This window comes from Aliirhizobium wenxiniae (assembly GCF_019511445.1).
GTDB lineage: Bacteria > Pseudomonadota > Alphaproteobacteria > Rhizobiales > Rhizobiaceae > Neorhizobium > Neorhizobium wenxiniae_A.
Genome location: NZ_JAEUAN010000004.1, coordinates 58184 through 83165, shown reverse-complemented (window position 1 = coordinate 83165; position 24982 = coordinate 58184). Strand labels below are relative to the sequence as shown.

Below are 24982 nucleotides of genomic sequence, written 5' to 3'. Positions count from 1 at the left end.
TTCCAAAAAATCAGATCATGCCCTTGCGGGCTTCTGCCTTGAGCTTGGCAATATCGCGGAATGCACCGGCGAGCACGTCGGGCATCTGGGCGCCGCTGATCGCATATTGCCCGTCCATGATGAAGAAGGGAACGCCGTTGACGCCCATCTTCTGGGCCGCATCGATTTCGCCAATCACGCTGTCCTTGTCGGCCTCGGAGGCCAGCAGGTTTTCGACGAGCTTGCGATCCATGCCACATGCCTCGGCAAGGTCCGCCAAAACGGCGTGATCGCCGATATTGCGGCCTTCCTCGAAATTGGCCTTGAACAGGGCGGTGACGACGCGGTCCTGAACTTCACGGCTTTCCAGCAAGGCCCAGTGGATCAGGCGATGTGCATCGAGCGTATTCGGGCCGATCTTGATGGCCTCGAAATCGTAGTTGATGCCGACTTCCTTGCCGAGCTTCGTCAGCATTTCGTGACCGCGGGCGACGGCTTCCGCGCCACCGAGCTTTTCTTCGAGATAGGATTTCTGATCGACGCCTTCCGGCGGAATGTCGGGGTTCAGCCGGTAGGGCCGCCAGTTGACGTCGATACCGACTTCATCCTGAACTTCGGCGATGGCAAGTTCCAGTCTTGCCTTGCCCAGATAACACCAGGGGCAGACGACGTCCGAGACGAGGTCGATTGTGACGCGCTCCATGGCGGTGTCCTTTTAAAGATGAATGTTTATTGCGCCCGGTTATCCCACCAGGTGTTGAGCTGGTAGCCATAGAGCGGCAAGATTTCGGGATAACTTATATGCTTGCGCCGCGCCACCCATTGATTGGGTACATGATAGAGCGGCACGATATAGTGACCGGAAAGCAGCAGTCGATCATAGGCGCGCACCGAGGCCTGGAAATCTTCCTGGCTGCGCGCTGTCAACATGGATTCGATCAGGCGGTCGATATCCGGATCAGCGGTACCGGCAAAATTGAAGCTGCCCTGTGCATCACGCGCAGCCGATCCCCAGCGGCCGATCTGCTCGATACCGGGAGAGAGCGATGACGGATAGGATTTTATGATGACATCGTAATCGAAGTTCGACGAGCGTGCCTGGTACTGCGAATCATCGACGGTTCGGATGCGCATGTCGATGCCGATCAGGCGCAGGCTGCGCTGATAGGTGATGGCGAGCTTTTCCTGATCGACGGTCTGGGCCATGACTTCGAAGGAGAGCTGGCGGCCGCGATCATCCGACATCCTGCCATCCTTGATCGTGTAGCCGCCCTTTGCCAAGAGATCGACGGCCTTTCTCAAGACAGCGCGGTCAGCGCCCGAACCATCGGTTTTGGCCAGGCGATAGGTGCCGTCGAGCATGTCCGGTTCTATACGATCCTTCGCGGGGCCGAGGATGTTCAGTTCCCGCTCGTCGACCGGTTTGCCGAGTGAGGAGAGCGGTGAGCCCTGCCAGAAACTTTCGGTGCGCGTATAGGCGTTTTCGAAGAGGTTGCGGTTGGCCCATTCGAAATCGAAGACGAGCGAAAGGCCGGCGCGGACATTGACGTTAGAGAAGAGCGGGCGGCGCGTGTTGAAGACGAAGCCGAGCATGCCTGTCGGCAGCTGCGGCGTGAACGTATCCTTGATGACGTCACCGTTGTGGGCGGCGGGAAAATCATAGGCGCGCTCCCAGTGAGTGGGGCTGCCCTCGAGATAGATGTCGACGGCGCCCTTCTTGAAGGCTTCGAACATCGTCTGTTCCTGCAGGAAATATTCCACCGAGATCCGGTCGTAATTGTCGAAGCCGACCTTGGCCGGAATGTCCTTGCCCCAGTAATCGGGGTTGCGCTCGTAGACGATACGTTCGCCGGGGGCGACCGTCCTGATGAGATAGGGGCCGGAGCCGATCGGCACCTTCAGCGTCGACTGGTCGAACGAATCAGCGTCGATCGCATGTTTGGGGAGGATGGGGGTCGAGCTTGCGAGGATCAGCGGAAATTCGCGGTCGGCCTTTTCGTTGAAGGTGAAGCGAACGCCGTGTTCTCCTACCTTTTCCATTTTCGCGATCCGGTCTATCCGCGACGAAAACGGTACGCGGCCTTTGTCGCGCAGAACTTCCAGCGAGAAGATGACGTCATCGGGGGTGACCGGCTGGCCATCGGACCATCTGGCCTTCGGGTTGAGGTTGAACTGGATGAATGTGCGCTGATCATCCCACTCGACTGATTCCGCCAACAGGCCATAAAGCGTGAAGGGCTCGTTGCCGGAGCGGGTCATCAGGGTTTCGTAGATCAGGTTGCCGAAAGCCGGATCCCAGATGCCGCGGGCGGTGGTGCGGATGCTTTTCAGGTTGAAGGGGTTGAGGCTGTCATAGGTGCCGACCACGCCATAACGAACCGCGCCGCCTTTCTTCACCTCGGGGTTGACGTAGTCGAAATGGCGGTAGTCCGCCGGCAGGTTGGGCAAGCCATGCATGGCGATCCCGTGGACCGGTTCTGCCACCACCGGAAGCGGCATCAGGACCGCAATCAACACTGTAAGATAACGCCGCATGAAAAACACCGATAGGGACTGCCGATTCGCCGCAAAATAGACCAGTCTCGCCTTGCGACCAACCTCGCAGCGTCTATAAAACAACGGTGAACGGCGCTTACAGATGTTCAAAAATCGCCACGGGGGCTGGATATAAGAGCGGCCGCGATGTAACAGAGGGGCAAGAGGTGGGGTCATTCAAAAGCCTCATTTGAACCCCAGGTCACACATCAGAAGGACGCCCCGAGGGATTGAAGGCATTGCCGCGTCCGAGGGTTTTCAGGAGACGGATCTCGTTATGAATCTCAAGGCTAACAAAGTTCTGCGGACGGCACTGTCCGCTCTGGCTCTTACCGTTGGTACGGCTGCCATGCCGTTCGCGGCATCGGCGCAGCAGGCCGCAGCACCGGCAGCGCCCGGCACTCCTCCGCTCGGCTGGTTCAAGACCTGCACCAAGCAGGAAGACAACGATCTTTGCGTTGTGCAGAACGTCATCCTGGCGCAGAACGGTCAGCTGATCACGGCCGTCGGCCTGATCACGCTCGAAGGCAAGGTCAACCGCAAGATCCTTCAGGTTTCGGTTCCGACCGCGCGTCTGGTTCCTCCGGGCGTCGTCATGCAGATCGACGGCGGCAAGGGCCAGAAGCTCGACTATACCGTCTGCCTGCCGGACAAGTGCACGGCTGAAGTTCCGCTGACGGACGCGATGATCGCCAGCCTGAAGAAGGGCAATGAGGTTGTCTTCACCTCGATGAACTTCCGTCGCGCTCCGAACCCGATCAAGGTTTCGCTCGGCGGTTTCACCGGCGCATTCGACGGCCCGGCCATCACCCAGTCGCAGTTGGCTGAAAGCCAGCGTTCGCTGGAAGAAGGCATGCAGAAGAAGGCTGAAGAAGCCCGCAAGAAGCTGGAAGAAGCGCAGGCTGCTGCCAAGCAGGGTCAGTAAGACCTTTTCGCCAGAACAGATTTCAAGCAAAGGGCGCTCCCATGGGGCGCCCTTTCTGTTTGTAACGAAGCGATGTCTAGGTGCCCGTGACGATGCGTAGAAACAAAAAAGACCGCGGCGCTGATTGTGCCGCGGTCTTTTCAGTTTCGGGGATATCCGGGAGGGCTATCTTCCTGTGAGAGAAGCTCCGCTCCGTTCAAATCTTGGGATTGTGCGGGTGGAAGAGCTTTCCCTTTTCACCGATCAGGACAAACAGCAGGCCGATGATCGATACAGTGAAGAAACCCGCGACCATCGGCAATGCGGTACCGTTGTAGGACTGGCCGATCAGGGCGCCGATTGCAGCGCCGCCGACCGTTCCCATGAAACCGAGGACCGAGGATGCCGTGCCGGCGACGTGTCCGAGAGGCTCCATCGCCAGCGAGTTGAAGTTCGAGGCGATCCAGCCGAACTGAAACATGGTCAGCGCGAAGAGGATGATGAACAGAGGGAAAGGCATGGGCTGTGGCCCGAGAACCTGGATCAGAAGCCAGATCAGGGTGGTGGTGATGAAGCCGATCAGGGCACCATGCGAGAGGCGGCGCATGCCGAAACGTCCGACAAGCCGGGAATTGAGGAAGGCCGACAGGGACATGAAGACCGCGACGGCAGCAAAAGCCACGGGGAACCAGACGCCGAGACCATAGATCTGATTGTAGACCTGTTCGGCGGAATTGATGAAGCCGAACAGAGCGCCGAGGATGAAGGTGCTGGCGAGCGTGTAGCAGAGCGCCATCCGATTGGTCAGAACGATCATGAAGCCTGCCAAGACGGAAGAGGCTGTGAAGGGACGGACATCATCTTCGTGCAACGTTTCAGGCAGGCGCTTTGCCACCCACCATGTAACGATGATGCCGACGACCGCGATGAAGGCGAAAATCAGGTGCCAGTTGCCGAAGAACAGGACGATCTGGCCGGTTCCCGGCGCGATGATCGGGACAATCATGAAAACCATCATGATCAGCGACATGACTTCAGCCATGGCGCGTCCGCCGTAGATATCGCGGACGATTGAGACCGAGATGACACGGGTTGCAGCCGATCCGAGGCCCTGAATGAAACGAAGAACCAGCAGGCCGGTAAAGCTTGGAATAAAAACGACGGCGATGGCGGAGACGATATAAATGCCCAAGCCGGCCAAAAGCGGCTTGCGGCGGCCGAACCGGTCGGACAGCGGTCCGTAGAGAAGCTGCGCGACGCCGAAGCCGAAAAGATAGGCCGAGACGACATATTGACGGTGATTCGGGTCTTCGACGCCGAGCGATTCGCCGATCTGCTGCAGGCCGGGAAGCATGATGTCGATGGCAAGGGCATTCAGCGCCATCAGCGCTGCCATCATTGCAATGAATTCAGTCTTGCCTACGCCCTGAAGGCGCGCAGGTGGCATTTGTGAAGAATTTGTCACAACCAATTCCTTAACAATGGGAAAGGCGCCGCGGGGGCGGCGCCTTCCTAAAAATCTCAAATAACCCGGATTGGCCCGGTCAGGCAGCGCGTACGTTTACGCCCTGGCCTTCAAAATGGCTCTTGAGTTCTCCGGACTGGAACATTTCGCGGACGATATCACAGCCGCCGATGAATTCACCCTTCACATAGAGCTGCGGGATGGTCGGCCAGTTGGAATAGTCCTTGATGCCCTGGCGGATTTCCGCGTCGGCAAGAACGTTGATGCCCTTGTAGTCGACGCCGAGGTAGTCGAGGATCTGGACGACCTGGCCGGAGAAGCCACACTGGGGAAACTGCGGCGTGCCCTTCATAAAAAGCACGACGTCGTTGGTCTTGATTTCGTTATCGATGAGATCGTTAATGCCGCTCATATCATATCCTTTCACATGCGGTTTCAAGGGCCGCTGCGCTGCGCGTTGCCTTTAAATAGCAAGGCAGCCTTATTAATTCCAGCGCTGAATACCAGACGTCAGCCTCAAATGACAGGACCTCAGCGGCTGCGCTGCTTGCTTCGGCTCGCTGTGGTGCGACGTTTGCTGACCTGCTTGGCTGCGGGTTTCGCATTGCGCTTTGCTGCCGTCTTCCGCTTCGTCGTGCCGGTTGTCGTCGAGGCGGACTTTGCGGCGCGCTTCTTGCGCTTGCTCGCCGTCTTGCCATGAGACTTGCCGAGCAGTTCCTTGACCAGGCTTTCGACGACGCCTGTCACGATCTGGTTGACGAGGCTGTTCATTGGATCAATCCGCAGGTGCCGAGGTCTGAAGTGCGAGTGCGTGAAGCACGCCGCCCATATTGCCCTTCAGCGCGTCATAGACCATCTGGTGCTGCTGCACGCGGGTCTTGCCGCGAAAGGCGTCAGCCACGACTTCGGCGGCATAATGATCGCCGTCACCAGCGAGGTCCCTGATGGTGACCTTGGCGCCGGGAATGCCGGCCTTGATCATGTCTTCGATTTCGCCGGGTCGCATGGGCATGCAGTTATGTCCTTTTTTCTTAGCCCGGAATCGTTGCCGGGTGCTTGTTCAATTGAACACTGCCTCAAACTTGCGGCTCGGTCAAAGCGACAATGCCGGCGAAGATTGCTCTTCGCCGGCATTGTCATCAATTCAAGGTGCGCAGGCGGGCAATTACGCCATGAAGGATGGGAACCAAGCTTCGTGCGCGGCGGTCAATTCGCTGACGGCAATATCGATAACACCTTCGACCACGAGCTTGTCGCCACCGACCTTGCCGAGCGTGCGGAACGGAACGCCGGCGCTTTCGGCGCTTGCCTGGACGAAGTTTGCCAGATCCGCCGATACGGCAATGACGTAACGCGCCTGATCCTCACCGAAGAGAAGCGCGTGTGCCGGACCCTGCTGGTCGGAAAGGCTTATCGTCATGCCCTTGTTCGATGCCATTGCCATTTCGGCAAGGGCGACGCCGAGACCGCCGGACGAAATGTCGTGGCAGGCGGTGACCTGGGCATTGCGGATGACGGCGCGGACGAATTCGCCGTTGCGGCGCTCTGCGACGAGATCGACGGTCGGGGCCGGGCCGTCGGTCGATGAGAGTACGTCACGCAGATAGACGGAGGAACCGAGATGGCTGCCATCGGTGCCGATCATGATCAGCACGTCGCCGTCCTTGGCCGAGCCGATGCGGGCCATCTTCTGCCAATCGCCCATCAGGCCGACGCCGGCAATGGTCGGGGTCGGCAGGATGGCAACGCCGTTGGTCTCGTTGTAGAGCGAGACGTTGCCGGAGACGATCGGGAAGTCGAGCGCGGTGCAGGCTTCGCCGATGCCCTTGATGGCGCCGACGAGCTGGCCCATGATTTCCGGCTTTTCCGGGTTGCCGAAGTTGAGGTTGTCGGTTGCCGCCAGCGGTTCTGCACCGGTCGCAACAATGTTGCGCCAGCATTCGGCAACGGCCTGCTTGCCGCCTTCATACGGGTCTGCCTCGACATAACGCGGAGTGACGTCGGAGGAGAAAGCGAGCGCCTTCGATGCATGGCCTTCGACGCGGACGACACCGGCGTCGCCGCCGGGAAGCTGAAGCGAGTTGCCCTGGATCAGCGTGTCATACTGTTCCCAGACCCAGCGGCGGCTGGACTGGTTCGGCGAACCGACGAGCTTCAGCAGTGCGTCGTTGTAATCGGACGGTTCTGCGACCTGCGAAACGGGCAGGGCTTCGCGGGTGGTGTGCTGGATCCATGGACGGTCGTATTCCGGTGCCTGGTCGCCTAGATCCTTGATCGGCAGATCAGCGACTTCCTCGCCCTGGTGGATGACGCGGAAACGCAGGTCGTCGGTGGTCTTTCCGACGATGGCGAAGTCGAGGCCCCACTTGACGAAGATCGCCTTGGCGACGTCTTCCTTGGAGGGTTCCAGAACCATGAGCATACGCTCCTGGCTTTCCGACAGCATCATTTCATAGGCCGTCATCTGCTCTTCGCGGACCGGAACCTTGTCGAGGTAAAGCTCGATGCCGAGGTCGCCCTTGGCACCCATTTCGACGGCCGAGCAGGTGAGGCCAGCGGCCCCCATGTCCTGGATGGCGATGACCGCGCCGGTCTTCATCAGTTCGAGGCAGGCTTCGAGCAAGCACTTTTCGGTGAAGGGGTCGCCGACCTGAACGGTCGGGCGCTTTTCCTCGATCGACTCGTCGAATTCGGCCGATGCCATGGTGGCGCCGCCGACGCCGTCGCGGCCGGTCTTTGCGCCGAGATAAACGACCGGCAGGCCGACGCCCTTGGCTTCCGACAGGAAGATGCCGTCGGACTTGGCAAGGCCAGCTGCAAAGGCGTTGACGAGGATGTTGCCGTTATAACGCGGGTCGAACTCGACTTCGCCACCGACCGTCGGGACGCCGAAGGAATTGCCGTAGCCGCCGACACCGGCAACGACGCCGGAGACGAGGTGCTTGGTCTTGGCATGGTCGGGAGCGCCAAAACGCAGCGCGTTCATTGCCGCAACTGGACGGGCGCCCATGGTGAATACGTCGCGCAGAATGCCGCCGACGCCGGTCGCCGCACCCTGATAGGGCTCGATATAGGACGGGTGGTTGTGGCTCTCCATCTTGAAGACCACGACATCGCCGTCATCGATATCGACGACGCCGGCATTTTCGCCCGGTCCCTGGATGACGCGGCGACCCTTGGTGGGCAGCGTGCGCAGCCATTTCTTCGAGGATTTGTAGGAGCAGTGCTCGTTCCACATGGCGGAGAAGATGCCGAGTTCGGTAAAGCTCGGCTCGCGACCGATCAGATCGAGGATGCGCTGGTATTCGTCCGGCTTGAGGCCGTGCGAAGCGATGAGTTCCGGGGTGATCTGGCGGGAATTGGAGATCGTCATCTTTTATCCTGGAATGGCGGCCGGTCGGGGGCTTTTGCGGCCTCTTTAACCTAACTATGGCGCGAGTGCGACAGGAAAATCAGCCCGTCACCGGCAATCACCGGAGATAACGGACGCGAGAGATAAGCGGAGGCGCTGGGCGCGGCGCAGACTTGTTTCAAGCAACACTGTCGTAACCGGCGGAGCCGTTGTCCAGCAGGCTTCTGACAATCCGCAGGCCATCGGCGACTTCCTGCCTTGATCCGGGTGAAGAAAAGCCGAGACGGACCCGGTGGCTGATCTTCTCAGACCGTCCAGCCTTGAACTCGTCCTCGTCATCGACAAGAACGCCATCGGCATAAACGGCATTCTTGAAGGTTGCCGAAAGCCAGGGTTCGGGCAGTTTCAGCCAAAGGAAGGGAATGTCGCTACTCGAGTTGAAATCATAGCCGGACAGGATTTCCCGGGCCATGGCCTCCCGTGCATTGATCTCGTCGCGGCAGCGCTCCCAGATGGATTCGGCTTCGCCGCTCAAGACGAGACGGGCGCTGAGTTCTGCGAGCAGGAAGGGCATGCCGCCGGTCATCATCTTGTGTGCGACGCGGACGCGCTGGGCGAAATGGGGAGGGCAGGCGACCCAGCCACCCCGTATGCCGGCCGATACCGACTTGGAAAGCCCGTCGACGACAAAGGTGCGCTCCGGTGCAAGGGCCGCAATGAGCGGAATATCCTTCTTGTCCATCGAGCCGTAGAGATTGTCTTCTATCAGCCAGACATTGTACCTGCGGGCAATCTCCGCGATCTCCCGCCGATGTGCGAGCGGCATGGTGGCGAGCGTCGGGTTTTGCGCCGATGACATGAAGAAGGCGATCTTGGGATGTTCCTGAACGCAGACGCGTTCAAAATCTTCCGGCATCACGCCTGATGCATCCGACGCCACCAGCGAGATGCGGCGGCCGATCAATCCGGCAGCGCGGCTGACCTGGGAATAGGTCAGGTGTTCGAATGCTATCCGATCCCCCGGGTTGGTCAGTACGCTGATGATCGCCATGATGCCTGCGTGAGCCCCCAATGTCGGGACAACGGCATCGGCCTGAGGCGCCCAGTCGCCATAGTTGAGCCAGCGGACGCCCGCTTCCTGCCAGTGCACTGGGCTGCCGCGGGTGTATCCCGCAACTGCCTGGGGACAATCCCGCATGATGTCTGAAATGACGCTGGCCAAGGTCTCTCCCTGGCCGATGTCGGGGGCTGCCGTGCTGTCGAAGCGGATTTTGTTGGCGGGTGCATTCAAGGGGCGTGTGCCCGCCAGGCTGGTGCTGACGATATCGCGATCCGATGGAGATGCATTCTCATCGCGCGCAAGGACATAGGTGCCGCGGCCTACCTCGCCGCTGACCAGTCCGCGTTCATGCAGCAAGGAGTAAGCCCTGCTGATGGTGCCAATTGTCACCCCTATGTCGTAGGCGAGATTTCGTTGCGGTGGCAATTTGCTGCCAGCCGGCAAATCGCCGCTCGCAATTGCGTTTTCCATCTGGTCTGCGAGACGAATGTAAAGCGGGCCGGAGCCTTCGCGTAAATCAGGGAGCCAATTTGTCATAGTGACAATTAGGTACATTGTACCCCTTTAGGAGTCAATGTATTCAATCTGTACGAAATGCAAAGCAACGCCAACGGGTGCGACATGCGCAAGTACGACGAATACCTTGCTACAATCGATACAATGTATCCCGACCGCTATGAACGCGAGACAGCGTTCTACGTCGCCGGAGATCTCATGGAGCCGGCGCCGATGCCGGTTCGTCCAGGCTTCATCGGAGGTCTGATCGATATGGTTGCGAATTGGTCGGTGCGTCGCAAGGGGCGGCAGGAATTGCTCGATATGGGCGATGACCAGCTGGCCGATATCGGGATCACACGGATCGGTGCGAACCGGGAAGCTTCAAGGTCCCGCTTTCTGATATAAACGTCGATTGTCTGTCGTGTTGTGCAGGCAAAAGCGGCCCATTCGGCAGTCCCAACCGCCGAATGGGTCTTTATTTTGTCAGCAATTGCTGTTGCCTGCGGCCCAGCGCTTGACGTCGGTGCCGATGCGGGTGCCGAGCTGTTCGTCCATCAATGGGCCGAAGGCGCTGAGGCTCGCGGGCTTTCCTTCTGCCTGGACGACGAGAAGCGGGCGAATATCGGCCGAGCCCTTGCGCGTCAGGAGAATGCGCGGCCGACCTGAGAAGGATGTCAGTTCAGGTGCGAAGGCGTAGGTTTTGAAAGCCGCATCGCCGGACTTGAACCAGCAGCGATTTGCGGCAACCGCCACCTTTTCCATGACATCCAGCGCCGACGGGCTCGTTTGAGCGACGGGCTTGGCCTGGCAGGCTGCGAGCAGGCTTGCGAGAACGGTGACAGAAATTGCAGTCGAAATCCGGCAGGCCATCTGCGTGCGTTCCCGAAAATGTCAGAGAAAACGAGCGCCGGTGTTTTCCGGCGCCCGGATGAAGGTCAGGCTGCGATGACGTCGAGGGCGGAGGCGAAGATGCCGCGGCCATCGCTGCCGCCATGGGCGGCTTCGATCAGGTTTTCCGGATGCGGCATCATGCCGAGAACGTTGCCGCGGGCGTTGACGACGCCGGCAATGTCCTCGATCGCACCGTTCGGGTTGGTGCCTTCAGCATAACGGAAGATGACCTGGCCATTGCCGTTCATGCTCTTCAGCGTTTCGGCATCGACGAAGTAATTGCCCTCATGATGGGCGACCGGGCAACGGATGACCTGGCCCTGTTCATAGGCGCGGGTGAAGTCTGTCTCGGCATTGACGACTTCGAGCTTCACTTCCTTGCAGACGAATTTCAGCGACGCGTTCATCATCAGGGCGCCGGGCAGGAGGCCTGCCTCGACGAGGATCTGAAAGCCGTTGCAGACGCCGAGAACCTTGACGCCCTTCTCGGCCTTCTCCTTGATCGCCTGCATGACCGGCATGCGCGCGGCGATCGCGCCGCAGCGCAGGTAATCGCCATAGGAGAAGCCGCCCGGAATGACGATCAGGTCGACGTCATCGGCAATGCTCGTCTCCGTCTGCCAGACGGTGATCGGCGCCTTGCCGGAAATTTTTGTGAGGGCGGCGATCATGTCGCGATCGCGGTTGAGGCCTGGGAGCTGGACGACGGCTGACTTCATGGCTGTGGTTCAAACCTTGCTTGGGCTTCCTGGAACTCCCGCAGTTCCAGGCGGTTTTCGATACGGTCGAGGCGGTTTTCAATGTGGCCTATAGAGACGCGAACATTGTTCACATCTCCCTGGAGTACGTGAAGCTGCCCTCTCAGTGTCATGTGGTCGGCTCGCAACTCGCTGATCGCGATATCGACCTTGTCGAAGCGGTGATGAAGCTTCTTCAAGAGTTCGTACATCAACTCACCGTTGACTTCAGTCATCACGCGCTTCCCGCAACCTTTAGTCGATTGCGATAGTGTAGTTCTCAATTACCGTGTTAGCCAGAAGCTTTTCGCACATGGCTTTCAGGTCGGCTTCGGCCTTGTTCTTGTCTGCCGTGTCGAGTTCGAGGTCGAAAACCTTGCCCTGGCGGGCCTGGTGGACGCCTTCGAAACCGAGGCTGCCGAGCGCACCTTCGATTGCCTTGCCCTGCGGGTCGAGAACGCCATTCTTGAGCGTGACGGTTACGCGTGCCTTGATCACTGCAAATTCCCCTGATTACTTGACCAGAACCGGACCCGTTCCGCGGATCGGTTCGTTTTCATTGATGATGCCGAGGCGGCGGGCGACTTCGGAATAGGCTTCGACCAGACCACCCAGATCACGGCGGAAACGGTCCTTGTCCATCTTTTCCTTCGTTTCGATATCCCACAGACGGCAGCTGTCAGGCGAGATTTCGTCGGCGAGGATGATGCGCATCATGTCGCCTTCGTAAAGGCGGCCGCATTCGATCTTGAAATCGACGAGCTGGATACCGACTCCGAGGAAGAGACCGGTCAGGAAGTCGTTGACACGAATGGCAAGCGCCATGACATCATCCAGTTCGGCCGGATTGGCCCAGCCGAATGCGGTGATATGCTCTTCGGACACCATCGGATCGGCGAGCTGGTCCGACTTGTAGTAGAATTCGATGATCGAGCGGGGCAGGACGGTGCCTTCCTCGATGCCGAGGCGCTCAGACAGGGAACCGGCGGCGACATTGCGCACGACGATTTCGAGCGGGATCATCTCCACTTCCTTGATCAGCTGTTCGCGCATGTTCATCCGGCGGATGAAATGCGTCGGAATGCCGATCTTGTTCAGATGGGTGAACAGGTATTCGGAAATGCGGTTGTTGAGCACGCCCTTGCCGTCGATGACATCATGCTTCTTCTTGTTGAAGGCGGTTGCATCATCCTTGAAGAACTGGATCAGCGTGCCCGGCTCGGGTCCTTCGTAAAGGATCTTGGCCTTGCCCTCGTAAATACGGCGGCGACGATTCATGGTATTCTTATCTCGTTCTAGGCGGCCGGAACGGCTGCAATCATATTTGAAGCGGTCCCTTATCGGAAAACTTTCGTTTTCACAATGCAGGCATATGCTGGGTGGGCGTAGGCTGGCATTAAACTTGCCCGCTATTCGGCCCGGTATTCGGCATGCGACGAATCAGTGGGACCAGACTACATCGGTTTGACCGCGTTTTTTTCTCAGCCTGCGACTTTCCACGACAGATAGGATCTTGAGGACTATCTTTCCATAGCGGCCGCAATCGGGCGCAACCGGGAGATCGGCCGATGCCTGTTGTCGGGACCGGTGGAACGCAGATCTGCGCCGGCAGATTGCGAAAGGTGCCGAATATGCTTATCTGATTATTCTAATGTTGCCATGGGAGGAAAACATGAGTGGCATGAGTGATCGTGAAAAGGCGTTCGAAAACAAGTTCGCGCACGATGAGGAGTTGAAGTTTCGGGCTATTTCCCGACGCAACAAGCTTGCAGGATTGTGGGCGGCCGATCTCATCGGGAGATCGGATCGGGATGCCTATGCGACGGAGGTGGTGGTTGCGGATTTTGCCAAAGCCGGACATGAGGATGTCTTCCTCAAGCTCAGGCAGGATTTCGACGCGGCAGGTGTTGCCGTGACGGATACGGAAATCCGCACGAAGATGCTGGACTTGCTGACCGAAGCTTCTGCCCAGGTGGAGAACCAGTAGGTTATCCCGGCGTCACACCGCCGCCTCGAAACACACGTATCTGTTTCGACCCTGGCGTTTGGCTTCGTAAAGGGCGATATCGGAGTTGCGCAGCAGCTGGCGCACGTCGATGGCGTCGCCGCATCTGGAGGCTATGCCGATACTTGCTCCAACGCGGCAGTTGTGGCCCTCGTAGAGGATCGGCTTGCGCAGCGCGTCGATCATGCGGGTCGCGACTGAAGACGCAGGCTCCCGGACGCCACCAAGCTGCGATACGACGATGAATTCGTCGCCGCCGACACGGGCAATGAAATCCTCGTCGCTGAGCGTCGTGCGCAGGGTGCGGGCGGTGTGGACGAGGATCGCATCGCCTGCGTCATGGCCGAGCGTATCATTAATCTGCTTGAAGCGGTCCAGATCGATATGCAGGATCGCTATGCCGGTCTCATTGGTGCTTTCGGCGGCCATGCGGTCGAGGACTTCATCGAGATAGCGTCGGTTCGGAAGCTCGGTCAGATAATCGTGCATGGCGCTATGCTCGATCCGGTCCTTTGCAGCTTCCAGTTCGTCATTGCGTGCTTCCGCCAGCAATTTGGCTCGCTCAAGCTCGCGATGCAGGCCGACATCCTCGGTGACATCCCAATTTGCGCCAACGGTCATCTGGTGGCCGTTTCCGTCGAGGAAGGTCATGGTGCGCGCCCGGATGACACGGTCAGAGCCATCGCGCAGAACGACGCGATACTGATCGGAGAAGCGGTTGCCGCTCTTTACATGTTCATCGACATTTTTCAGCACGCGCCCGGAATCCTCGGGATGAAGGAGGCTCTCCCATAGGCCACCAACCCTGACATCCTCGCGCCTGCCTACGCCATAGATGCGATACATGCGGTCGTCCCAGTCGACGACGCCGGTGGTGAGATCGCATTCGTAAGTGCCGATGCCGGATATTTCGAGCGCCATGTCCAGGCGCCTTGCCATGCGGGCCGTGGTTTCTTCCGCCAGTTTTCGGGCGGTGATATCGGTATCTGTTCCGACGATATGTGTCGGCTTGCCGTTCTCATCCCATTCCACGCAGTCGCCGCGGCATTCGATCCAGACCCAATGGCCGGCCTTGTGGCGCTCGCGGTACTCGAAAATTGCGTAGTCGGGGTCGCCTGCGTTCTGGCGCTCTATGCAGTGAATGACGTGATCCCGGTCGTCGGGATGCAGAAGGTCCAGCCATTCGGCTGTGCTGGCGGGAAGAGGATCGTCCATCGACATGCCCCGGATACGGCGCCAGGTGGGGGAGTAATATTTCTGGCCGGTCGCCCAGTTGTGATCCCACACGCCGGTGACGGAACTGACAAGCGCGCTGTTCCAGCGGCTCTCGCGGTCCGTCAGTTCCTGGATTTCCGTCTTGAACGCGGTGATGTCGACGAAGAAGGCCGCCCTGAAGCTGTCCGCCGATATTTCAGGCGCGGCAGGCGCAAGCGTCGCCTCGATCCAGCGGATGACGCCATCGGCCGGCTGGAGCCGAAATTGTATCCGGTCGGTGACGTCCGTGCGGCCATCGCGCAGTCGCGTGACGAGATTTTCACGATCGTCCGGATGAACGAGGCTGACAACCCTGCCGGTCTGCGATCCGCCGAAGGTCCGCTCGAAGGCTGCATTCAAATGAAAGGGGTTTCCCTCCCGGTCGATCAGCGCGACCGGAAAAGGGATGGTTTCATAAATGGCAATCAGGATCCCGAGGTTTTCGGGCGGTGCGGCAAGGGCACCGGCATGCGCAAGGTTGAACGGCATCACGTCGCCTATGCTGGCAAAGGTGATGTAAATTAGCGAGACCGAATTAATCTCCGCTTAAAATCTGCAGTCGAAATCGAATGGACCGCGCAACCTTTTCCGTCAGGCCTTGAGCTTGCCGAGGAACTGGGCAAACACCATCGTGCCTTCAGGCCATGGTCCATGTCCGGATTCGGCATTGATATGCCCGGATTCACCCGCATCGACCAGAAGCGATCCCCAGGCATTGGTGATGTCGTCGGCGTGATCGTAGGTGCCGAACGGATCGTTGCGGCTGGCTACAGTCAAGGCCGGAAAGGGGAGCGGATCGCGCGGATAGGGGCCGAACGTCATCAGGTGTTTCGGCCGGATCTGCGGGTTCTGCACGTCCGGCGGTGCGACGAAAAACGCACCGGCGACAGGTTTCCTGAAATGCGGAATGGCGTGGATGGCCGTCGGGACCCCAAGCGAATGGGCGACGAGCACGACAGGCTTCGTCGAGGCGTTGACTTCCTCGACGAGACGTTGGACCCAATCGTCCTTGACCGGTTTCGACCATTCCGCCTGTTCCACCCGGCGGGCCGTTGCGAGCTTCTGCTCCCAACGGGTCTGCCAGTGGTCAGGCCCGGAATTGGTGTAACCGGGGATGATGAGGATATCGGCTTCTGATGCTTTCATGCCGCCTATCTGGGCCTTTCCAAGGTCGATATCAAGCTTCGCCGAAGACGCGATTGAAAATCGTGTCGACATGCTTGGTGTGATAACCGAGATCGAACTTTTCGCGGATTTCTTCTTCGGAAAGCGCTGCGCGGACTTCCTGGTCGGCAAGCAGTTCTTCCAAGAAATCTGCGCCGCGTTCCCAGACCTTCATGGCATTACGCTGCACGAGGCGGTAGCTATCCTCGCGGGAGACGCCGGCCTGGGTCAGCGCCAGGAGAACGCGCTGGCTCATCACCAGACCCTTGAACTTGTTCATGTTCTTCAACATGTTCTCAGGATAGATGACGAGCTTTTCGATGACGCCGGCAAGACGGTTGAGGGCGAAGTCGAGGGTGACGGTCGTATCCGGACCAATGGCGCGCTCGACGCTCGAATGGCTGATGTCACGCTCGTGCCACAGCGCAACATTTTCCATGGCCGGCACGACCGACATGCGCACGAGGCGCGACAGTCCGGTCAGGTTTTCCGTCAGGACCGGGTTGCGCTTGTGCGGCATGGCCGACGAGCCCTTCTGGCCCGGCGAGAAGAATTCTTCCGCTTCCAGAACCTCGGTGCGCTGCATGTGGCGGATTTCGATCGCGACGTTTTCGATCGACGAGGCGATGACGCCGAGCGTTGCGAAATACATGGCATGACGGTCGCGCGGGATGACCTGGGTGGAGACCGGCTCCGACTTCAGGCCCATGGCGGCGGCGACATGTTCTTCAACGCGCGGATCGATATTGGCGAATGTGCCGACGGCGCCGGAGATGGCGCAGGTGGCGATTTCCTCGCGGGCTGCGAGAAGGCGCGTCTTGTTGCGGTCCATCTCGGCATAGAAGCGGGCAAAGGTCAGGCCCATCGTCGTCGGCTCGGCATGGATGCCGTGGCTGCGGCCGATACGGACGGTGTCCTTGTGTTCGAAGGCGCGGGTCTTCAATGCCGCAAGAACACGATCGACACCGGCGAGCAGGATGTCGGTGGCGCGCACCAACTGGACATTGAGCGTCGTGTCGAGAACGTCCGACGAGGTCATGCCCTGGTGGATGAAGCGGCTGTCGGGACCGACGAATTCTGCGAGATGGGTGAGGAAGGCGATGACGTCATGCTTGGTGACGGCTTCGATCTCGTCGATGCGGGCAACGTCGAATTCGGCCTTGCCGCCCTTTTCCCAGATCGTCTCGGCGGCAGACTTCGGAATGACACCAATGGCGGCCAGTGCGTCGCAGGCATGTGCCTCGATTTCGAACCAGATGCGGAACTTTGTTTCCGGCGACCAGATGGCGACCATTTCCGGGCGGGAATAACGGGGGATCATGGGCAGCTCGCTTGCTAGAATGGAATTGCCGCCGCTCTATCAAGAACGGCGGCAAAGCTCAATGTTTCAGGAAGAAAAGGATGGTGGGCAGTGGGCGCACTGATTGAAGACGGTGCTGTGTCCCGCGGTTCAGGCCTTTGCGGCGGAAACCAGTGCTGCGATATTGGCCTTGTAGGCGTCCTTGGCGCCACCCTTGTAGACGGCGGAACCGGCGACGAAGACATTTGCGCCTGCCTTGTGGGCGGCACCGATCGTCTCGGCGGTGATGCCGCCGTCGACCTCAAGCTCTATCGGCCGGTCACCGATCAGGGACTTGATGCGAGAAATCCTGTCGAGGGCCGAGGGGATGAACTTCTGGCCGCCGAAACCGGGGTTGACGCTCATCACCAGGATCAGATCGACATCGTCGAGCACGTCTTCCAGAACCGAGATCGGGGTTGCCGGATTGAGCGTGACGCCGACCTTCTTGCCGAGCGCGCGGATGGTCTGCAGCGAGCGGTGCAGGTGTGCGCCGGCTTCGGCATGGACGGTGATGCCGTCGCAACCGGCCTTGGCGAAGGCCTCCAGATACGGATCGGCGGGGGAAATCATCAGGTGGCAGTCGAAGAAGGCATCCGTATACGGGCGCAGCGACTTGATGACGTCGGGGCCGAAGGAGATGTTGGGGACGAAATGGCCGTCCATGACGTCGAGATGGACCCAGTCGGCACCGGCATCAATGACGTCCTTCACTTCCTGGCCAAGTTTTGAAAAATCGGCGGCGAGAATGGAGGGGGCAATGCGAAGCGGCAGCGTCATGGGCGGATCTCCTGTTTCCGTCTGCCGACTAGCATTCCGGGGCGCTTGTCGCAATCGCTACTCGGTCGCAGAAGGGGCTGGGACAAAGGCGTTGGCGCGCCATTCCAGGAGGCGATAGGGATTTTCTGCGAGTTCATGTCCCTGATCGAACCGGATGTCTCCGATCACGGTCTGGAAACTGCGCGCAGTCAGCGAAGAAATCAGCTTTGCCGTATCGTTGCCGGAGGATGCTGCGGCCTGGCTTGCCAGCTGCATTGCCGCATAGGCTGGCAGCACGTTACCTTCCGGCTCGATCTGGCGGCTTTTCAGCGATGTGGCGACATCCGTCGCAGTCTGCAGCGTCTGGTAGGGCGGTAATGTCACCGCGAGTGAGCCATCGCGAAGTGGGACCGGGCGATTGGAGGCTTTCATCACGTCGCCACCCATCACGGTGAGGGGAATGTTCTCGCTTGCAGCGTCGCGGGCGATGATGGAGACATCATTGCGGTCCGCGCCGATCAGTACGTGGGTGGCACCGGCTTTCTGCAGGCGTCTGATGAGCGCAATCTGCTGCTCCTGGCCCGGGCGCAGCGTATCGGTGAAAACCGGAGTGATGCCGAGCGGTTCAAGCTTCTGGCGCACCGCGCTGACAAGCTCGCGTCCATAAATGGTGCCATCATCGATGAAGGCGACCGGTTCGGCTTTCCAGCGATCGACGATCACCGCGGCGATTTTTTCGGCCTCGGCCGTTTCGGACGGCGCCATGCGGAAGAGCGGCCAGCCATTGCGCAGGGCGTCTTCCATAAGGATGCGCGAACGAACGGAAACCGTGATGGCCGGGATCTTGCTGCTCGCCAGCGCGGGCATGGCTGAGCTTAGGGTTTCGACGCATAGGAAGCCGATTGCAATCGAGACCTTTGCATCGGCAAGGGCTTTGGCTGCATCTGTTCCGCCGGCCTCGTTGCAGGTCTCGTCAATTTCGACCAGTCTGTCGCCGGTGACTTCTGCTGCAGCGCGTGCGCCTTCGAAAACCTGCGTGCCAAGCAGCGCATAGGGCCCCGTCCGAGGAGCGACCACACCTATGGTCGCGGCCGAGACTGCCGGTGCCTGGGCAATATAGCCGAACGTCGCTGCCGTCAGCAGGATGGCGAGATCGAAACGCAGGGAGGCCATGCTTTTCCTTGATGCCGTTTTTCACTGCAGCTTTAACCGGTAAGGGCCGGAGCGTCCAAGCTTTTTCCCATTTCCTGCCTTGCTGGCATAAAAGCTGATGGGAACGTGAGCGGGATCGAATGTGGCGCGGTGCCGAACATCGAACCATCCATTGATGCCGGATGATGGGTGAAGCAGAACCCGGCAGACCTAAATTCGGTAGCTGGCTTTCAAAAATATCAGAAAATCAGCCTTCCATTGAACCTAGATCGAAAAATACCAATGGCTTGATGGAGTGCCGTTTCATAAGTCGGCTACCGTTTTTCGCGCGGAGTTGCGCTTTGTGCTCGTTTCAGGCCGCAGCTTTTCTTTCCAAGATAGCTTCCGTGAACGGGTGGGTAAGAGTATTCCGGGTGGTGTCGCTACAGCCGAAAAGCGGCGAATGCCGAAGATTTAGGATGCCGTAATGGACGATGCAGCTATCGAGGAAATGTTCGAAGGTCTTGGGCCTGTCACCATCCGACGGATGTTCGGCGGTAAAGGCATTTATCATCAGGGGCTGATCATCGCCCTCGACCTGCGCGACGAGATTTTGCTGAAGGCAGATGAGACGAGCGCTCCGGCTTTCAAGGCTGCCGGATCCGTCCAATGGTCCTATGAAGGCAGGAAGGGCAAGCCGGTTCTCATGCCCTGTTGGTCCATTCCGGATGCCGCTTTGGACGAACCTGACGAGTTGCGCAACTGGGTGACAATGGCGTTTGAAGCGGCGCTGCGGGTCAATCGCGACACATGATCGCGTTTTCTTCGCAAGTGCGAGATTTAACGTATTGCCGGATGCGGCAGGCCGCGGATATTCTTACACGCGTAATGGGGGATGTGGTCCGGGTCATGCCGGGCCGACGACAGCATCCGACGATACTGCGTGATCTTTTTATCAAGAGAGCCGTCCTGGGAAACCGGGACGGCTTTTTTAGTGGGACTTCAGCAGTTCAAACGCCTGTGAGGAAAAGACGGACAGTGGCGCTGGCGGATCCTGGATGTCGATCCACTTGAGGTCTGCGTGTTTTTCCGGCTCCGTGAGGGAAGGTTCACCACTAAAATCGTCGGTCACGTAGATCAGCGACAGCCAATGCTGATGTTCTTCTTCAAGAATTCCTTCGATCACACAGAGAAAGCTGATTTTTCCGATCTTCAGACCGGTCTCTTCCTCGGCTTCGCGGCGTGCCGCATCCTCTGCCTGTTCCATCATATCGACCTTGCCGCCGACGATGTTCCAGTGGCCTGCTTCCGGAGCCTTGAGGCGCCGGCAGACGAGAACCTTGCCGTCAGCCCGGCGAATGACCAGGCCGACGCCGAGACCAGGAAAATCCTGGCCGGGTTTTGCGAGAGCGGACATTACTTTGCTGCGTTGGCAACGATCAGCATGAAGGCCGGGATATCGTCGCCGAAGCCGACCGGGGTCGGGCCGTCGTCATGGTCGCGGTAGCGGCGACGATCACGGTTGTCGTCGTTTGCCGGGCTCTGGCGGCGTTCGCGGCCGCGGTTGTTCGCAGGCTGATTCTTCTTGTCGGAACGACGCTCCGACTTGGTGTTTTCCAGAACTGCTTCCACGCCTGTCTCTTCCGTGACGATTTGTTTTTCCTGCGGTGCTGCTGCTGCGGCTGCCGATTGTTCGTGGCGGTTGCCGCGGCTGCGGTCCTTGCCGCCGCGCTCCCGGCCACCCTTGCGTCCGCCACGGTCGCTGTCGTGGCTTTCCATGGGAGCGGGAAGGGCGGTCAGATCACCGTTGTTCCATTCGATCTTTTCGGCGATCAGCTTCTCGATTGCGTCGACATATTTAGTGTCTGCGCGTGTCACGATTGTGAAGGCCTTGCCGGAGCGGCCGGCGCGACCGGTGCGGCCGATGCGGTGGACATAGTCTTCCGAATGGATCGGCACGTCGAAATTGAAGACGTGGCTGACATCGGGAATATCGAGGCCGCGGGCGGCGACATCGGAGGCGACGAGCAGCTTGATGTTGCCGTCCTTGAAATTGGCCAGCATGGTCATGCGCGAGCGCTGGTCCATGTCGCCATGCAGGGCGCCGACGGAGAAGCCGTGACGCTCCAGCGAGCGGAACAGGTCTGCCACGTCCTTCTTGCGGTTGCAGAAGATGATGGCGTTCTTCAGATCGTCCTGCGCCTTGATGAGATCGCGCAATGCCGCGCGCTTCTCGTAATCCTTGTTGTGGGCGGCGACCAAGCGCTGCGTCACGGTCTTTGCGGTCGAAGACGGCTTGGCGACTTCGACGCGTTCCGGGTTCTGCAGGAAGCGGTCTGCCAGCTTCTGGATTTCCGGCGGCATGGTGGCCGAGAAAAACAGCGTCTGACGGGTGAAGGGGATCATTTTTGCGATGCGTTCGATATCCGGGATGAAGCCCATGTCGAGCATGCGGTCGGCTTCATCGATGACCAGGATTTCAACGCCGGTCATCAGAAGCTTGCCGCGCTCGCAGTGATCGAGTAGGCGGCCGGGGGTGCAGATGAGGACATCGGCACCGCGCTCAAGCTTGCGGTCCTGCTCTTCGAAGGAAACGCCGCCGATAAGAAGGGCGACGTTGAGCTTGTGGTTCTTGCCGTATTTCTCGAAGTTTTCGGCAACCTGTGCGGCCAGTTCGCGGGTCGGCTCGAGGATGAGCGTGCGCGGCATGCGCGCCCGCGCTCGGCCCTTTTCCAGAAGCGTCAGCATCGGCAAAACGAAGGAAGCTGTCTTGCCCGTTCCGGTCTGCGCAATACCGCAGATATCCCGGCGCTGCAGCGCATGCGGGATCGCTCCTGCTTGGATAGGCGTGGGGTTTGTGTAGCCGGCGTCGGTGACGGCGTTAAGAACTTTCTGGCTCAGGCCAAGATCAGCAAAAGTGGTCAAAGGAAATACAATTCCATTCCGTTCTAGAAGAACATGATCCGTCGCTACGCTCAAATGGGGCGACAACAGGGCGCGACATATGACCAAAATGCTTGAAAGTCAAGAAAACCACCTGCGGTGGCGCAGGTTTTGGTGAATGAAAGCAACTTCGCGGCGATACGCCGCGCGAACGGCAATCTCTCCTATTCGAGATAGGTGGTGAGCTTCATGCCGGCATTCAAGAAGTGCATCGGGTCGATCGCCTGGCCATTTCGTCGCACTTCATAGTGTACATGAGGGCCGGTGGAGCGTCCGGTCGATCCGGCGCGCCCGATCAGATCGCCGGTCTTGATCTCGTCGCCGACGCTGACAAGGATTTTGGAAAGATGGCCGAAGCGGGTGGAAATGCCGTAGCCATGATCGATCTCCACCATATTGCCGTAACCGCCGACAACACCGGCCGTGACTACTTTTCCCGCACCCGTGCTTTTCACCTCGTCTCCTGTCTGGGCGGCGAAATCCACGCCGGCATGCAAGGCGAGGCGGCCAAGGAAGGGGTCGACACGATTGCCGAAACGGCTGGTGATGGGCTGTCCCGGCGCGGGATTGGAGAAGGGCAGGTCGCGTGCCGTCTCGCGCACGCTTTCCAGCCGGGTCAGGGCGGTGTCGAGGTCTTCAAGCGAGGTGTCGAAGCGAGTGCCGGGCAGGCTCGGTTCGATATAGGGGCCGCCGATACCCGCCTGCTTGCCGGACATGGCCTCGACCTCAATGCCGCTGCGCAACAGGATCGTGGTAATCGCGTCGGCTGCTTGCGAAGCACCCGTCGTCAGGCTGGCTATCTTTGTAAGCTGCTGATTTTCAAGCGCCTTGAGCGAAAGGGTTACTTTCGAAAAGACCCGGTCGGCACGATCGGCCGCGCCTTCACGCAGGCTGGCGCCGGAGAGCGGGAGTGCCATGTCTGACCTTACCGCCGGCTCACCACCCTGGAGGATCCTGGTGATTGCGGCGGATCCTCCTGACAGGGATGCGCGGCGGTCGTCGGCTGCGGGTGCGAAGGCGGGGATTTCGGTTGCCGGCCGTTCAGTGCCGGATTGAAGCCCTGATTCTTCGGCGCGATTGAGAAGGGATCCAAGCTTGCCGTGCCGGGAGAACAGGGCGTCCTGTTGCTCAAGCAGCTTTTCGACCTTCTTCTCGACCACCTGCTGATCGAGCAGCTGGCGGGAGGTAATGCGGTCCAGCTGGGCGCGAAGTGCTGCGATACGATCTTCATAATCGTGCTGCATGCGCGCCTGGCGGGCCATTGTCGCGCCGATCAGGTCGTCGCGGATAACGAGATAGGAGGTGGCGCCGAGATAGGAGATGGTCAGCAGGCCGGCGAAGCAAGCGGTCAGAGCGACCATCCAGGGACGGATTGTCATGTGACGGATATGGTCGCCACTTGCGAGAATCAGGACGTGATTTTGTGCCCGTTTTCCAAAAACCTTGTTTTCGGCTCGGTAGGCCACGTTTTGCTCCTGAAAAGGCTGAATCAATTCCGATACTTGGTTTGAGTGATTACACATCCTTAAGGTTAATGAAGTCTTGTCTTGGCGGTCGCGGGTTGCGCTTTGGATGCTGGGGATCACTTTTGGAGTGATTATGCGAAAAAACGGTGCTAGACGCCGTTTCGCAACTTAAAAACACATCCACAGAGTAGAGAGATGTCCAGGTTCAAGTCAGATTTCCTTCGCACGCTCGATGAGCGCGGCTTCATTCACCAGATCTCCGACGAGGCAGGTCTTGACGAACTGTTCGCCAAGGAAACCGTGACGGCCTATATCGGCTTCGATCCGACGGCACCTTCTCTGCATGCCGGCGGACTGATCCAGATCATGATGCTGCATTGGATGCAGCAGACCGGTCATCGCCCGATCTCGCTGATGGGCGGCGGTACCGGCATGGTCGGCGATCCGTCGTTCAAGGACGATGCCCGCCAGCTGATGACGATCGACACGATCGAAAGCAATATCGCATCGATCAAGCGCGTCTTCGCCAATTACCTTTCCTACGGGGAAGGCGCGAAGGAGGCGATGATGATCAACAATGGCGACTGGCTGCGCGATATCAATTACCTCGAATTCCTGCGCGATGTCGGCCGTCACTTCTCGGTCAACCGGATGCTGTCTTTCGACAGCGTCAAGACGCGCCTGGACCGCGAGCAGTCGCTGTCCTTCCTCGAATTCAACTACATGATCCTGCAGGCCTACGACTTCGTCGAGCTGAACAAGCGTTACGGCTGCCGTCTGCAGATGGGCGGTTCGGACCAGTGGGGCAATATCATCAACGGTATCGACCTCGGTCACCGGATGGGGACGGAGCAGCTCTACGCGCTGACGTCGCCGCTCCTGACCACGGCATCCGGCGCCAAGATGGGCAAGTCGCTGAACGGCGCCGTCTGGCTCAACCCGGATATGCTGTCGGCCTATGATTTCTGGCAGTACTGGCGCAATACCGAGGATGCCGACGTATCGCGCTTCCTCAAGCTCTACACGACGTTGCCGATGGACGAGATCGCGCGGCTTTCGGCGCTGGGTGGTTCTGAGATCAACGAGGTGAAGAAGATCCTCGCGACCGAAGTGACCGCAATGCTGCACGGCCGTGAAAACGCCGAGCAGGCGGCCGAGACTGCCCGCAAGACCTTCGAGGAAGGGGCGCTTGCCGACAACCTGCCTTCGATCGATGTCGCCAAGGGCGAACTGGACGCAGGCATCGGCTTGCTTGCGCTGATCGTCAAGGCCGGCCTTGCTGCGTCGAATGGCGAAGCCCGCCGTCACATCCAGGGTGGTGCGGTGCGCATTAACGACGTGGCGATTTCCGACGAGCGCAAGGTGATCGGATCGGGTGAAGTGACAGCCGATGGCGTAATCAAGCTTTCGCTCGGCAAGAAGAAGCACATCCTGGTTCGCCCGGCTTAAGTGCAGTAGCCGGCAATCGAAAAAAAGGCCGTTCCCGCAACCGGGAGCGGC

At 59.3% G+C, this 24982-nt stretch carries 25 protein-coding genes and 1 pseudogene; 5 read left to right on the top strand and 21 right to left on the bottom strand.

Translation table 11 applies throughout. From position 1 onward, the window contains the following. Nucleotides 1-10 precede the first annotated feature (10 nt). Together JNB91_RS06260 and JNB91_RS06255 are read right to left on the bottom strand one after the other, a co-directional pair. Nucleotides 11-682, bottom strand: a complete 672-nt coding sequence (locus JNB91_RS06260; protein WP_220324671.1) for a DsbA family oxidoreductase — start codon at nt 680-682, stop codon at nt 11-13. Between the two features lie 26 nt (nt 683-708). Continuing rightward, nucleotides 709-2514 carry an extracellular solute-binding protein gene (locus JNB91_RS06255; protein WP_220324670.1) on the bottom strand — a complete coding sequence of 602 codons (1806 nt, stop codon included), beginning with the start codon at nt 2512-2514 and terminating at the stop codon, nt 709-711. A 277-nt stretch (nt 2515-2791) separates the two neighbouring features. On the opposite strand from JNB91_RS06255, the gene JNB91_RS06250 reads away from it, so the two are divergent. Further along, nucleotides 2792-3439, top strand: a complete 648-nt coding sequence (locus tag JNB91_RS06250; protein ID WP_220324669.1) for an invasion associated locus B family protein — start codon at nt 2792-2794, stop codon at nt 3437-3439. A 196-nt stretch (nt 3440-3635) separates the two neighbouring features. On the opposite strand, the gene JNB91_RS06245 is transcribed toward JNB91_RS06250, so the two are convergent. From JNB91_RS06245 to JNB91_RS06220, 6 genes are all read right to left on the bottom strand, one after another. Next, a complete protein-coding gene (locus tag JNB91_RS06245) occupies nt 3636-4865 on the bottom strand; it encodes a multidrug effflux MFS transporter (protein ID WP_220324668.1) in 1230 nt (409 codons plus the stop codon). 97 nt (nt 4866-4962) lie between these two features. Then, nucleotides 4963-5295 (bottom strand): Grx4 family monothiol glutaredoxin, encoded by a 333-nt coding sequence (gene grxD, locus JNB91_RS06240; RefSeq protein WP_183821628.1) that lies wholly within the window; start codon nt 5293-5295, stop codon nt 4963-4965. A 119-nt stretch (nt 5296-5414) separates the two neighbouring features. After that, the gene (locus JNB91_RS06235) at nt 5415-5654 is read right to left on the bottom strand and encodes a hypothetical protein (RefSeq protein WP_220324667.1); all 240 of its coding nucleotides are present in this window, start codon (nt 5652-5654) and stop codon (nt 5415-5417) included. Nucleotides 5655-5658: 4 nt separating this feature from the next. After that, complete coding sequence (locus JNB91_RS06230; protein WP_220324666.1) at nt 5659-5895, bottom strand: BolA family protein; 237 nt, start codon at nt 5893-5895, stop codon at nt 5659-5661. 153 nt (nt 5896-6048) lie between these two features. Continuing rightward, on the bottom strand, nt 6049-8256 hold the full coding sequence (gene purL / locus JNB91_RS06225) for a phosphoribosylformylglycinamidine synthase subunit PurL (protein ID WP_220324665.1): 2208 nt from the start codon (nt 8254-8256) through the stop codon (nt 6049-6051). 157 nt (nt 8257-8413) lie between these two features. Then, nucleotides 8414-9832, bottom strand: a complete 1419-nt coding sequence (locus JNB91_RS06220; RefSeq protein WP_220324664.1) for an aminotransferase-like domain-containing protein — start codon at nt 9830-9832, stop codon at nt 8414-8416. A gap of 84 nt (nt 9833-9916) precedes the next feature. Here JNB91_RS06220 and JNB91_RS06215 point away from each other — a divergent pair, with 84 nt between their 5' ends. Continuing rightward, entirely contained in the window at nt 9917-10198 is a 282-nt protein-coding gene (locus JNB91_RS06215; protein WP_220324663.1) for a DUF1127 domain-containing protein, read from the top strand. Nucleotides 10199-10276: 78 nt separating this feature from the next. Here the strand turns inward: JNB91_RS06215 and JNB91_RS06210 are convergent, their stop codons facing one another. The 5 genes from JNB91_RS06210 to purC all read right to left on the bottom strand — a co-directional run bounded on the left by JNB91_RS06210 (nt 10277) and on the right by purC (nt 12699). After that, complete coding sequence (locus JNB91_RS06210) at nt 10277-10663, bottom strand: hypothetical protein (protein WP_220324662.1); 387 nt, start codon at nt 10661-10663, stop codon at nt 10277-10279. A gap of 65 nt (nt 10664-10728) precedes the next feature. Next, nucleotides 10729-11403, bottom strand: coding sequence for a phosphoribosylformylglycinamidine synthase subunit PurQ (gene purQ, locus JNB91_RS06205; RefSeq protein ID WP_220324661.1), 675 nt, complete (start codon nt 11401-11403; stop codon nt 10729-10731). Then, nucleotides 11400-11657 carry a hypothetical protein gene (locus JNB91_RS06200; RefSeq protein ID WP_220324660.1) on the bottom strand — a complete coding sequence of 86 codons (258 nt, stop codon included), beginning with the start codon at nt 11655-11657 and terminating at the stop codon, nt 11400-11402. Before JNB91_RS06200 ends, purQ begins: the two co-directional genes overlap by 4 nt. A 19-nt stretch (nt 11658-11676) precedes the next feature. After that, nucleotides 11677-11919, bottom strand: a complete 243-nt coding sequence (purS, locus tag JNB91_RS06195) for a phosphoribosylformylglycinamidine synthase subunit PurS (protein WP_220324659.1) — start codon at nt 11917-11919, stop codon at nt 11677-11679. A gap of 15 nt (nt 11920-11934) precedes the next feature. Further along, nucleotides 11935-12699: a phosphoribosylaminoimidazolesuccinocarboxamide synthase gene (gene purC, locus JNB91_RS06190; protein ID WP_112459136.1), complete on the bottom strand. Its 765-nt coding sequence runs from the start codon at nt 12697-12699 to the stop codon at nt 11935-11937. Between the two features lie 394 nt (nt 12700-13093). Between purC and JNB91_RS06185 the strand changes: the two genes are divergently transcribed. Beyond that, nucleotides 13094-13408: a DUF1476 domain-containing protein gene (locus JNB91_RS06185; protein ID WP_220324658.1), complete on the top strand. Its 315-nt coding sequence runs from the start codon at nt 13094-13096 to the stop codon at nt 13406-13408. Nucleotides 13409-13429: 21 nt separating this feature from the next. Here the strand turns inward: JNB91_RS06185 and JNB91_RS06180 are convergent. The 5 genes and pseudogenes from JNB91_RS06180 to JNB91_RS06160 form a co-directional block, all read right to left on the bottom strand. After that, nucleotides 13430-15169, bottom strand: a pseudogene (locus JNB91_RS06180) (sensor domain-containing protein); the annotation flags it as partial. 102 nt (nt 15170-15271) lie between these two features. Continuing rightward, complete coding sequence (locus JNB91_RS06175; RefSeq protein ID WP_220324656.1) at nt 15272-15826, bottom strand: RBBP9/YdeN family alpha/beta hydrolase; 555 nt, start codon at nt 15824-15826, stop codon at nt 15272-15274. A 31-nt stretch (nt 15827-15857) separates the two neighbouring features. After that, nucleotides 15858-17165: an adenylosuccinate lyase gene (gene purB, locus JNB91_RS06170; protein ID WP_220324655.1), complete on the bottom strand. Its 1308-nt coding sequence runs from the start codon at nt 17163-17165 to the stop codon at nt 15858-15860. A gap of 129 nt (nt 17166-17294) precedes the next feature. Next, nucleotides 17295-17963: a ribulose-phosphate 3-epimerase gene (gene rpe / locus JNB91_RS06165; protein ID WP_220324654.1), complete on the bottom strand. Its 669-nt coding sequence runs from the start codon at nt 17961-17963 to the stop codon at nt 17295-17297. A gap of 57 nt (nt 17964-18020) precedes the next feature. Then, nucleotides 18021-19115: a branched-chain amino acid ABC transporter substrate-binding protein gene (locus JNB91_RS06160; RefSeq protein WP_220324653.1), complete on the bottom strand. Its 1095-nt coding sequence runs from the start codon at nt 19113-19115 to the stop codon at nt 18021-18023. Between the two features lie 445 nt (nt 19116-19560). Here JNB91_RS06160 and JNB91_RS06155 point away from each other — a divergent pair, with 445 nt between their 5' ends. After that, the gene (locus tag JNB91_RS06155; RefSeq protein ID WP_220324652.1) at nt 19561-19887 is read left to right on the top strand and encodes a TfoX/Sxy family protein; all 327 of its coding nucleotides are present in this window, start codon (nt 19561-19563) and stop codon (nt 19885-19887) included. Between the two features lie 177 nt (nt 19888-20064). Here JNB91_RS06155 and JNB91_RS06150 read toward each other — a convergent pair whose 3' ends face one another. From JNB91_RS06150 to JNB91_RS06140, 3 genes are all read right to left on the bottom strand, one after another. After that, entirely contained in the window at nt 20065-20490 is a 426-nt protein-coding gene (locus JNB91_RS06150; RefSeq protein ID WP_220324651.1) for an NUDIX domain-containing protein, read from the bottom strand. Then, on the bottom strand, nt 20490-21998 hold the full coding sequence (locus JNB91_RS06145; RefSeq protein WP_220324650.1) for a DEAD/DEAH box helicase: 1509 nt from the start codon (nt 21996-21998) through the stop codon (nt 20490-20492). The genes JNB91_RS06150 and JNB91_RS06145 overlap by 1 nt, the downstream gene beginning before the upstream one ends. 182 nt (nt 21999-22180) lie before the next feature. Further along, a complete protein-coding gene (locus JNB91_RS06140) occupies nt 22181-23482 on the bottom strand; it encodes a M23 family metallopeptidase (protein WP_220324649.1) in 1302 nt (433 codons plus the stop codon). 195 nt (nt 23483-23677) lie between these two features. Here JNB91_RS06140 and tyrS point away from each other — a divergent pair, with 195 nt between their 5' ends. Then, the gene (gene tyrS, locus JNB91_RS06135; RefSeq protein WP_220324648.1) at nt 23678-24931 is read left to right on the top strand and encodes a tyrosine--tRNA ligase; all 1254 of its coding nucleotides are present in this window, start codon (nt 23678-23680) and stop codon (nt 24929-24931) included. Nucleotides 24932-24982 lie beyond the last annotated feature (51 nt).

Bases quoted from the DNA above. Each gene is read 5' to 3' on its own strand.
- JNB91_RS06210 (WP_220324662.1), bottom strand. From the start codon at position 10,663: ATGGCCTGCCGGATTTCGACTGCAATTTCTGTCACCGTTCTCGCAAGC.
- JNB91_RS06260 (WP_220324671.1), bottom strand. From the start codon at position 682: ATGGAGCGCGTCACAATCGACCTCGTCTCGGACGTCGTCTGCCCCTGG.
- JNB91_RS06150 (WP_220324651.1), bottom strand. From the start codon at position 20,490: ATGTCCGCTCTCGCAAAACCCGGCCAGGATTTTCCTGGTCTCGGCGTC.
- purQ (WP_220324661.1), bottom strand. From the start codon at position 11,403: ATGAAGTCAGCCGTCGTCCAGCTCCCAGGCCTCAACCGCGATCGCGAC.
- JNB91_RS06215 (WP_220324663.1), top strand. From the start codon at position 9,917: ATGCGCAAGTACGACGAATACCTTGCTACAATCGATACAATGTATCCC.
- JNB91_RS06255 (WP_220324670.1), bottom strand. From the start codon at position 2,514: ATGCGGCGTTATCTTACAGTGTTGATTGCGGTCCTGATGCCGCTTCCG.
- JNB91_RS06155 (WP_220324652.1), top strand. From the start codon at position 19,561: ATGGACGATGCAGCTATCGAGGAAATGTTCGAAGGTCTTGGGCCTGTC.
- JNB91_RS06230 (WP_220324666.1), bottom strand. From the start codon at position 5,895: ATGCCCATGCGACCCGGCGAAATCGAAGACATGATCAAGGCCGGCATT.
- JNB91_RS06175 (WP_220324656.1), bottom strand. From the start codon at position 15,826: ATGAAAGCATCAGAAGCCGATATCCTCATCATCCCCGGTTACACCAAT.
- tyrS (WP_220324648.1), top strand. From the start codon at position 23,678: ATGTCCAGGTTCAAGTCAGATTTCCTTCGCACGCTCGATGAGCGCGGC.
- grxD (WP_183821628.1), bottom strand. From the start codon at position 5,295: ATGAGCGGCATTAACGATCTCATCGATAACGAAATCAAGACCAACGAC.
- purC (WP_112459136.1), bottom strand. From the start codon at position 12,699: ATGAATCGTCGCCGCCGTATTTACGAGGGCAAGGCCAAGATCCTTTAC.
- JNB91_RS06185 (WP_220324658.1), top strand. From the start codon at position 13,094: ATGAGTGGCATGAGTGATCGTGAAAAGGCGTTCGAAAACAAGTTCGCG.
- JNB91_RS06250 (WP_220324669.1), top strand. From the start codon at position 2,792: ATGAATCTCAAGGCTAACAAAGTTCTGCGGACGGCACTGTCCGCTCTG.
- purL (WP_220324665.1), bottom strand. From the start codon at position 8,256: ATGACGATCTCCAATTCCCGCCAGATCACCCCGGAACTCATCGCTTCG.
- purB (WP_220324655.1), bottom strand. From the start codon at position 17,165: ATGATCCCCCGTTATTCCCGCCCGGAAATGGTCGCCATCTGGTCGCCG.
- rpe (WP_220324654.1), bottom strand. From the start codon at position 17,963: ATGACGCTGCCGCTTCGCATTGCCCCCTCCATTCTCGCCGCCGATTTT.
- JNB91_RS06235 (WP_220324667.1), bottom strand. From the start codon at position 5,654: ATGAACAGCCTCGTCAACCAGATCGTGACAGGCGTCGTCGAAAGCCTG.
- JNB91_RS06200 (WP_220324660.1), bottom strand. From the start codon at position 11,657: ATGACTGAAGTCAACGGTGAGTTGATGTACGAACTCTTGAAGAAGCTT.
- JNB91_RS06160 (WP_220324653.1), bottom strand. From the start codon at position 19,115: ATGGCCTCCCTGCGTTTCGATCTCGCCATCCTGCTGACGGCAGCGACG.
- JNB91_RS06245 (WP_220324668.1), bottom strand. From the start codon at position 4,865: ATGCCACCTGCGCGCCTTCAGGGCGTAGGCAAGACTGAATTCATTGCA.
- JNB91_RS06220 (WP_220324664.1), bottom strand. From the start codon at position 9,832: ATGACAAATTGGCTCCCTGATTTACGCGAAGGCTCCGGCCCGCTTTAC.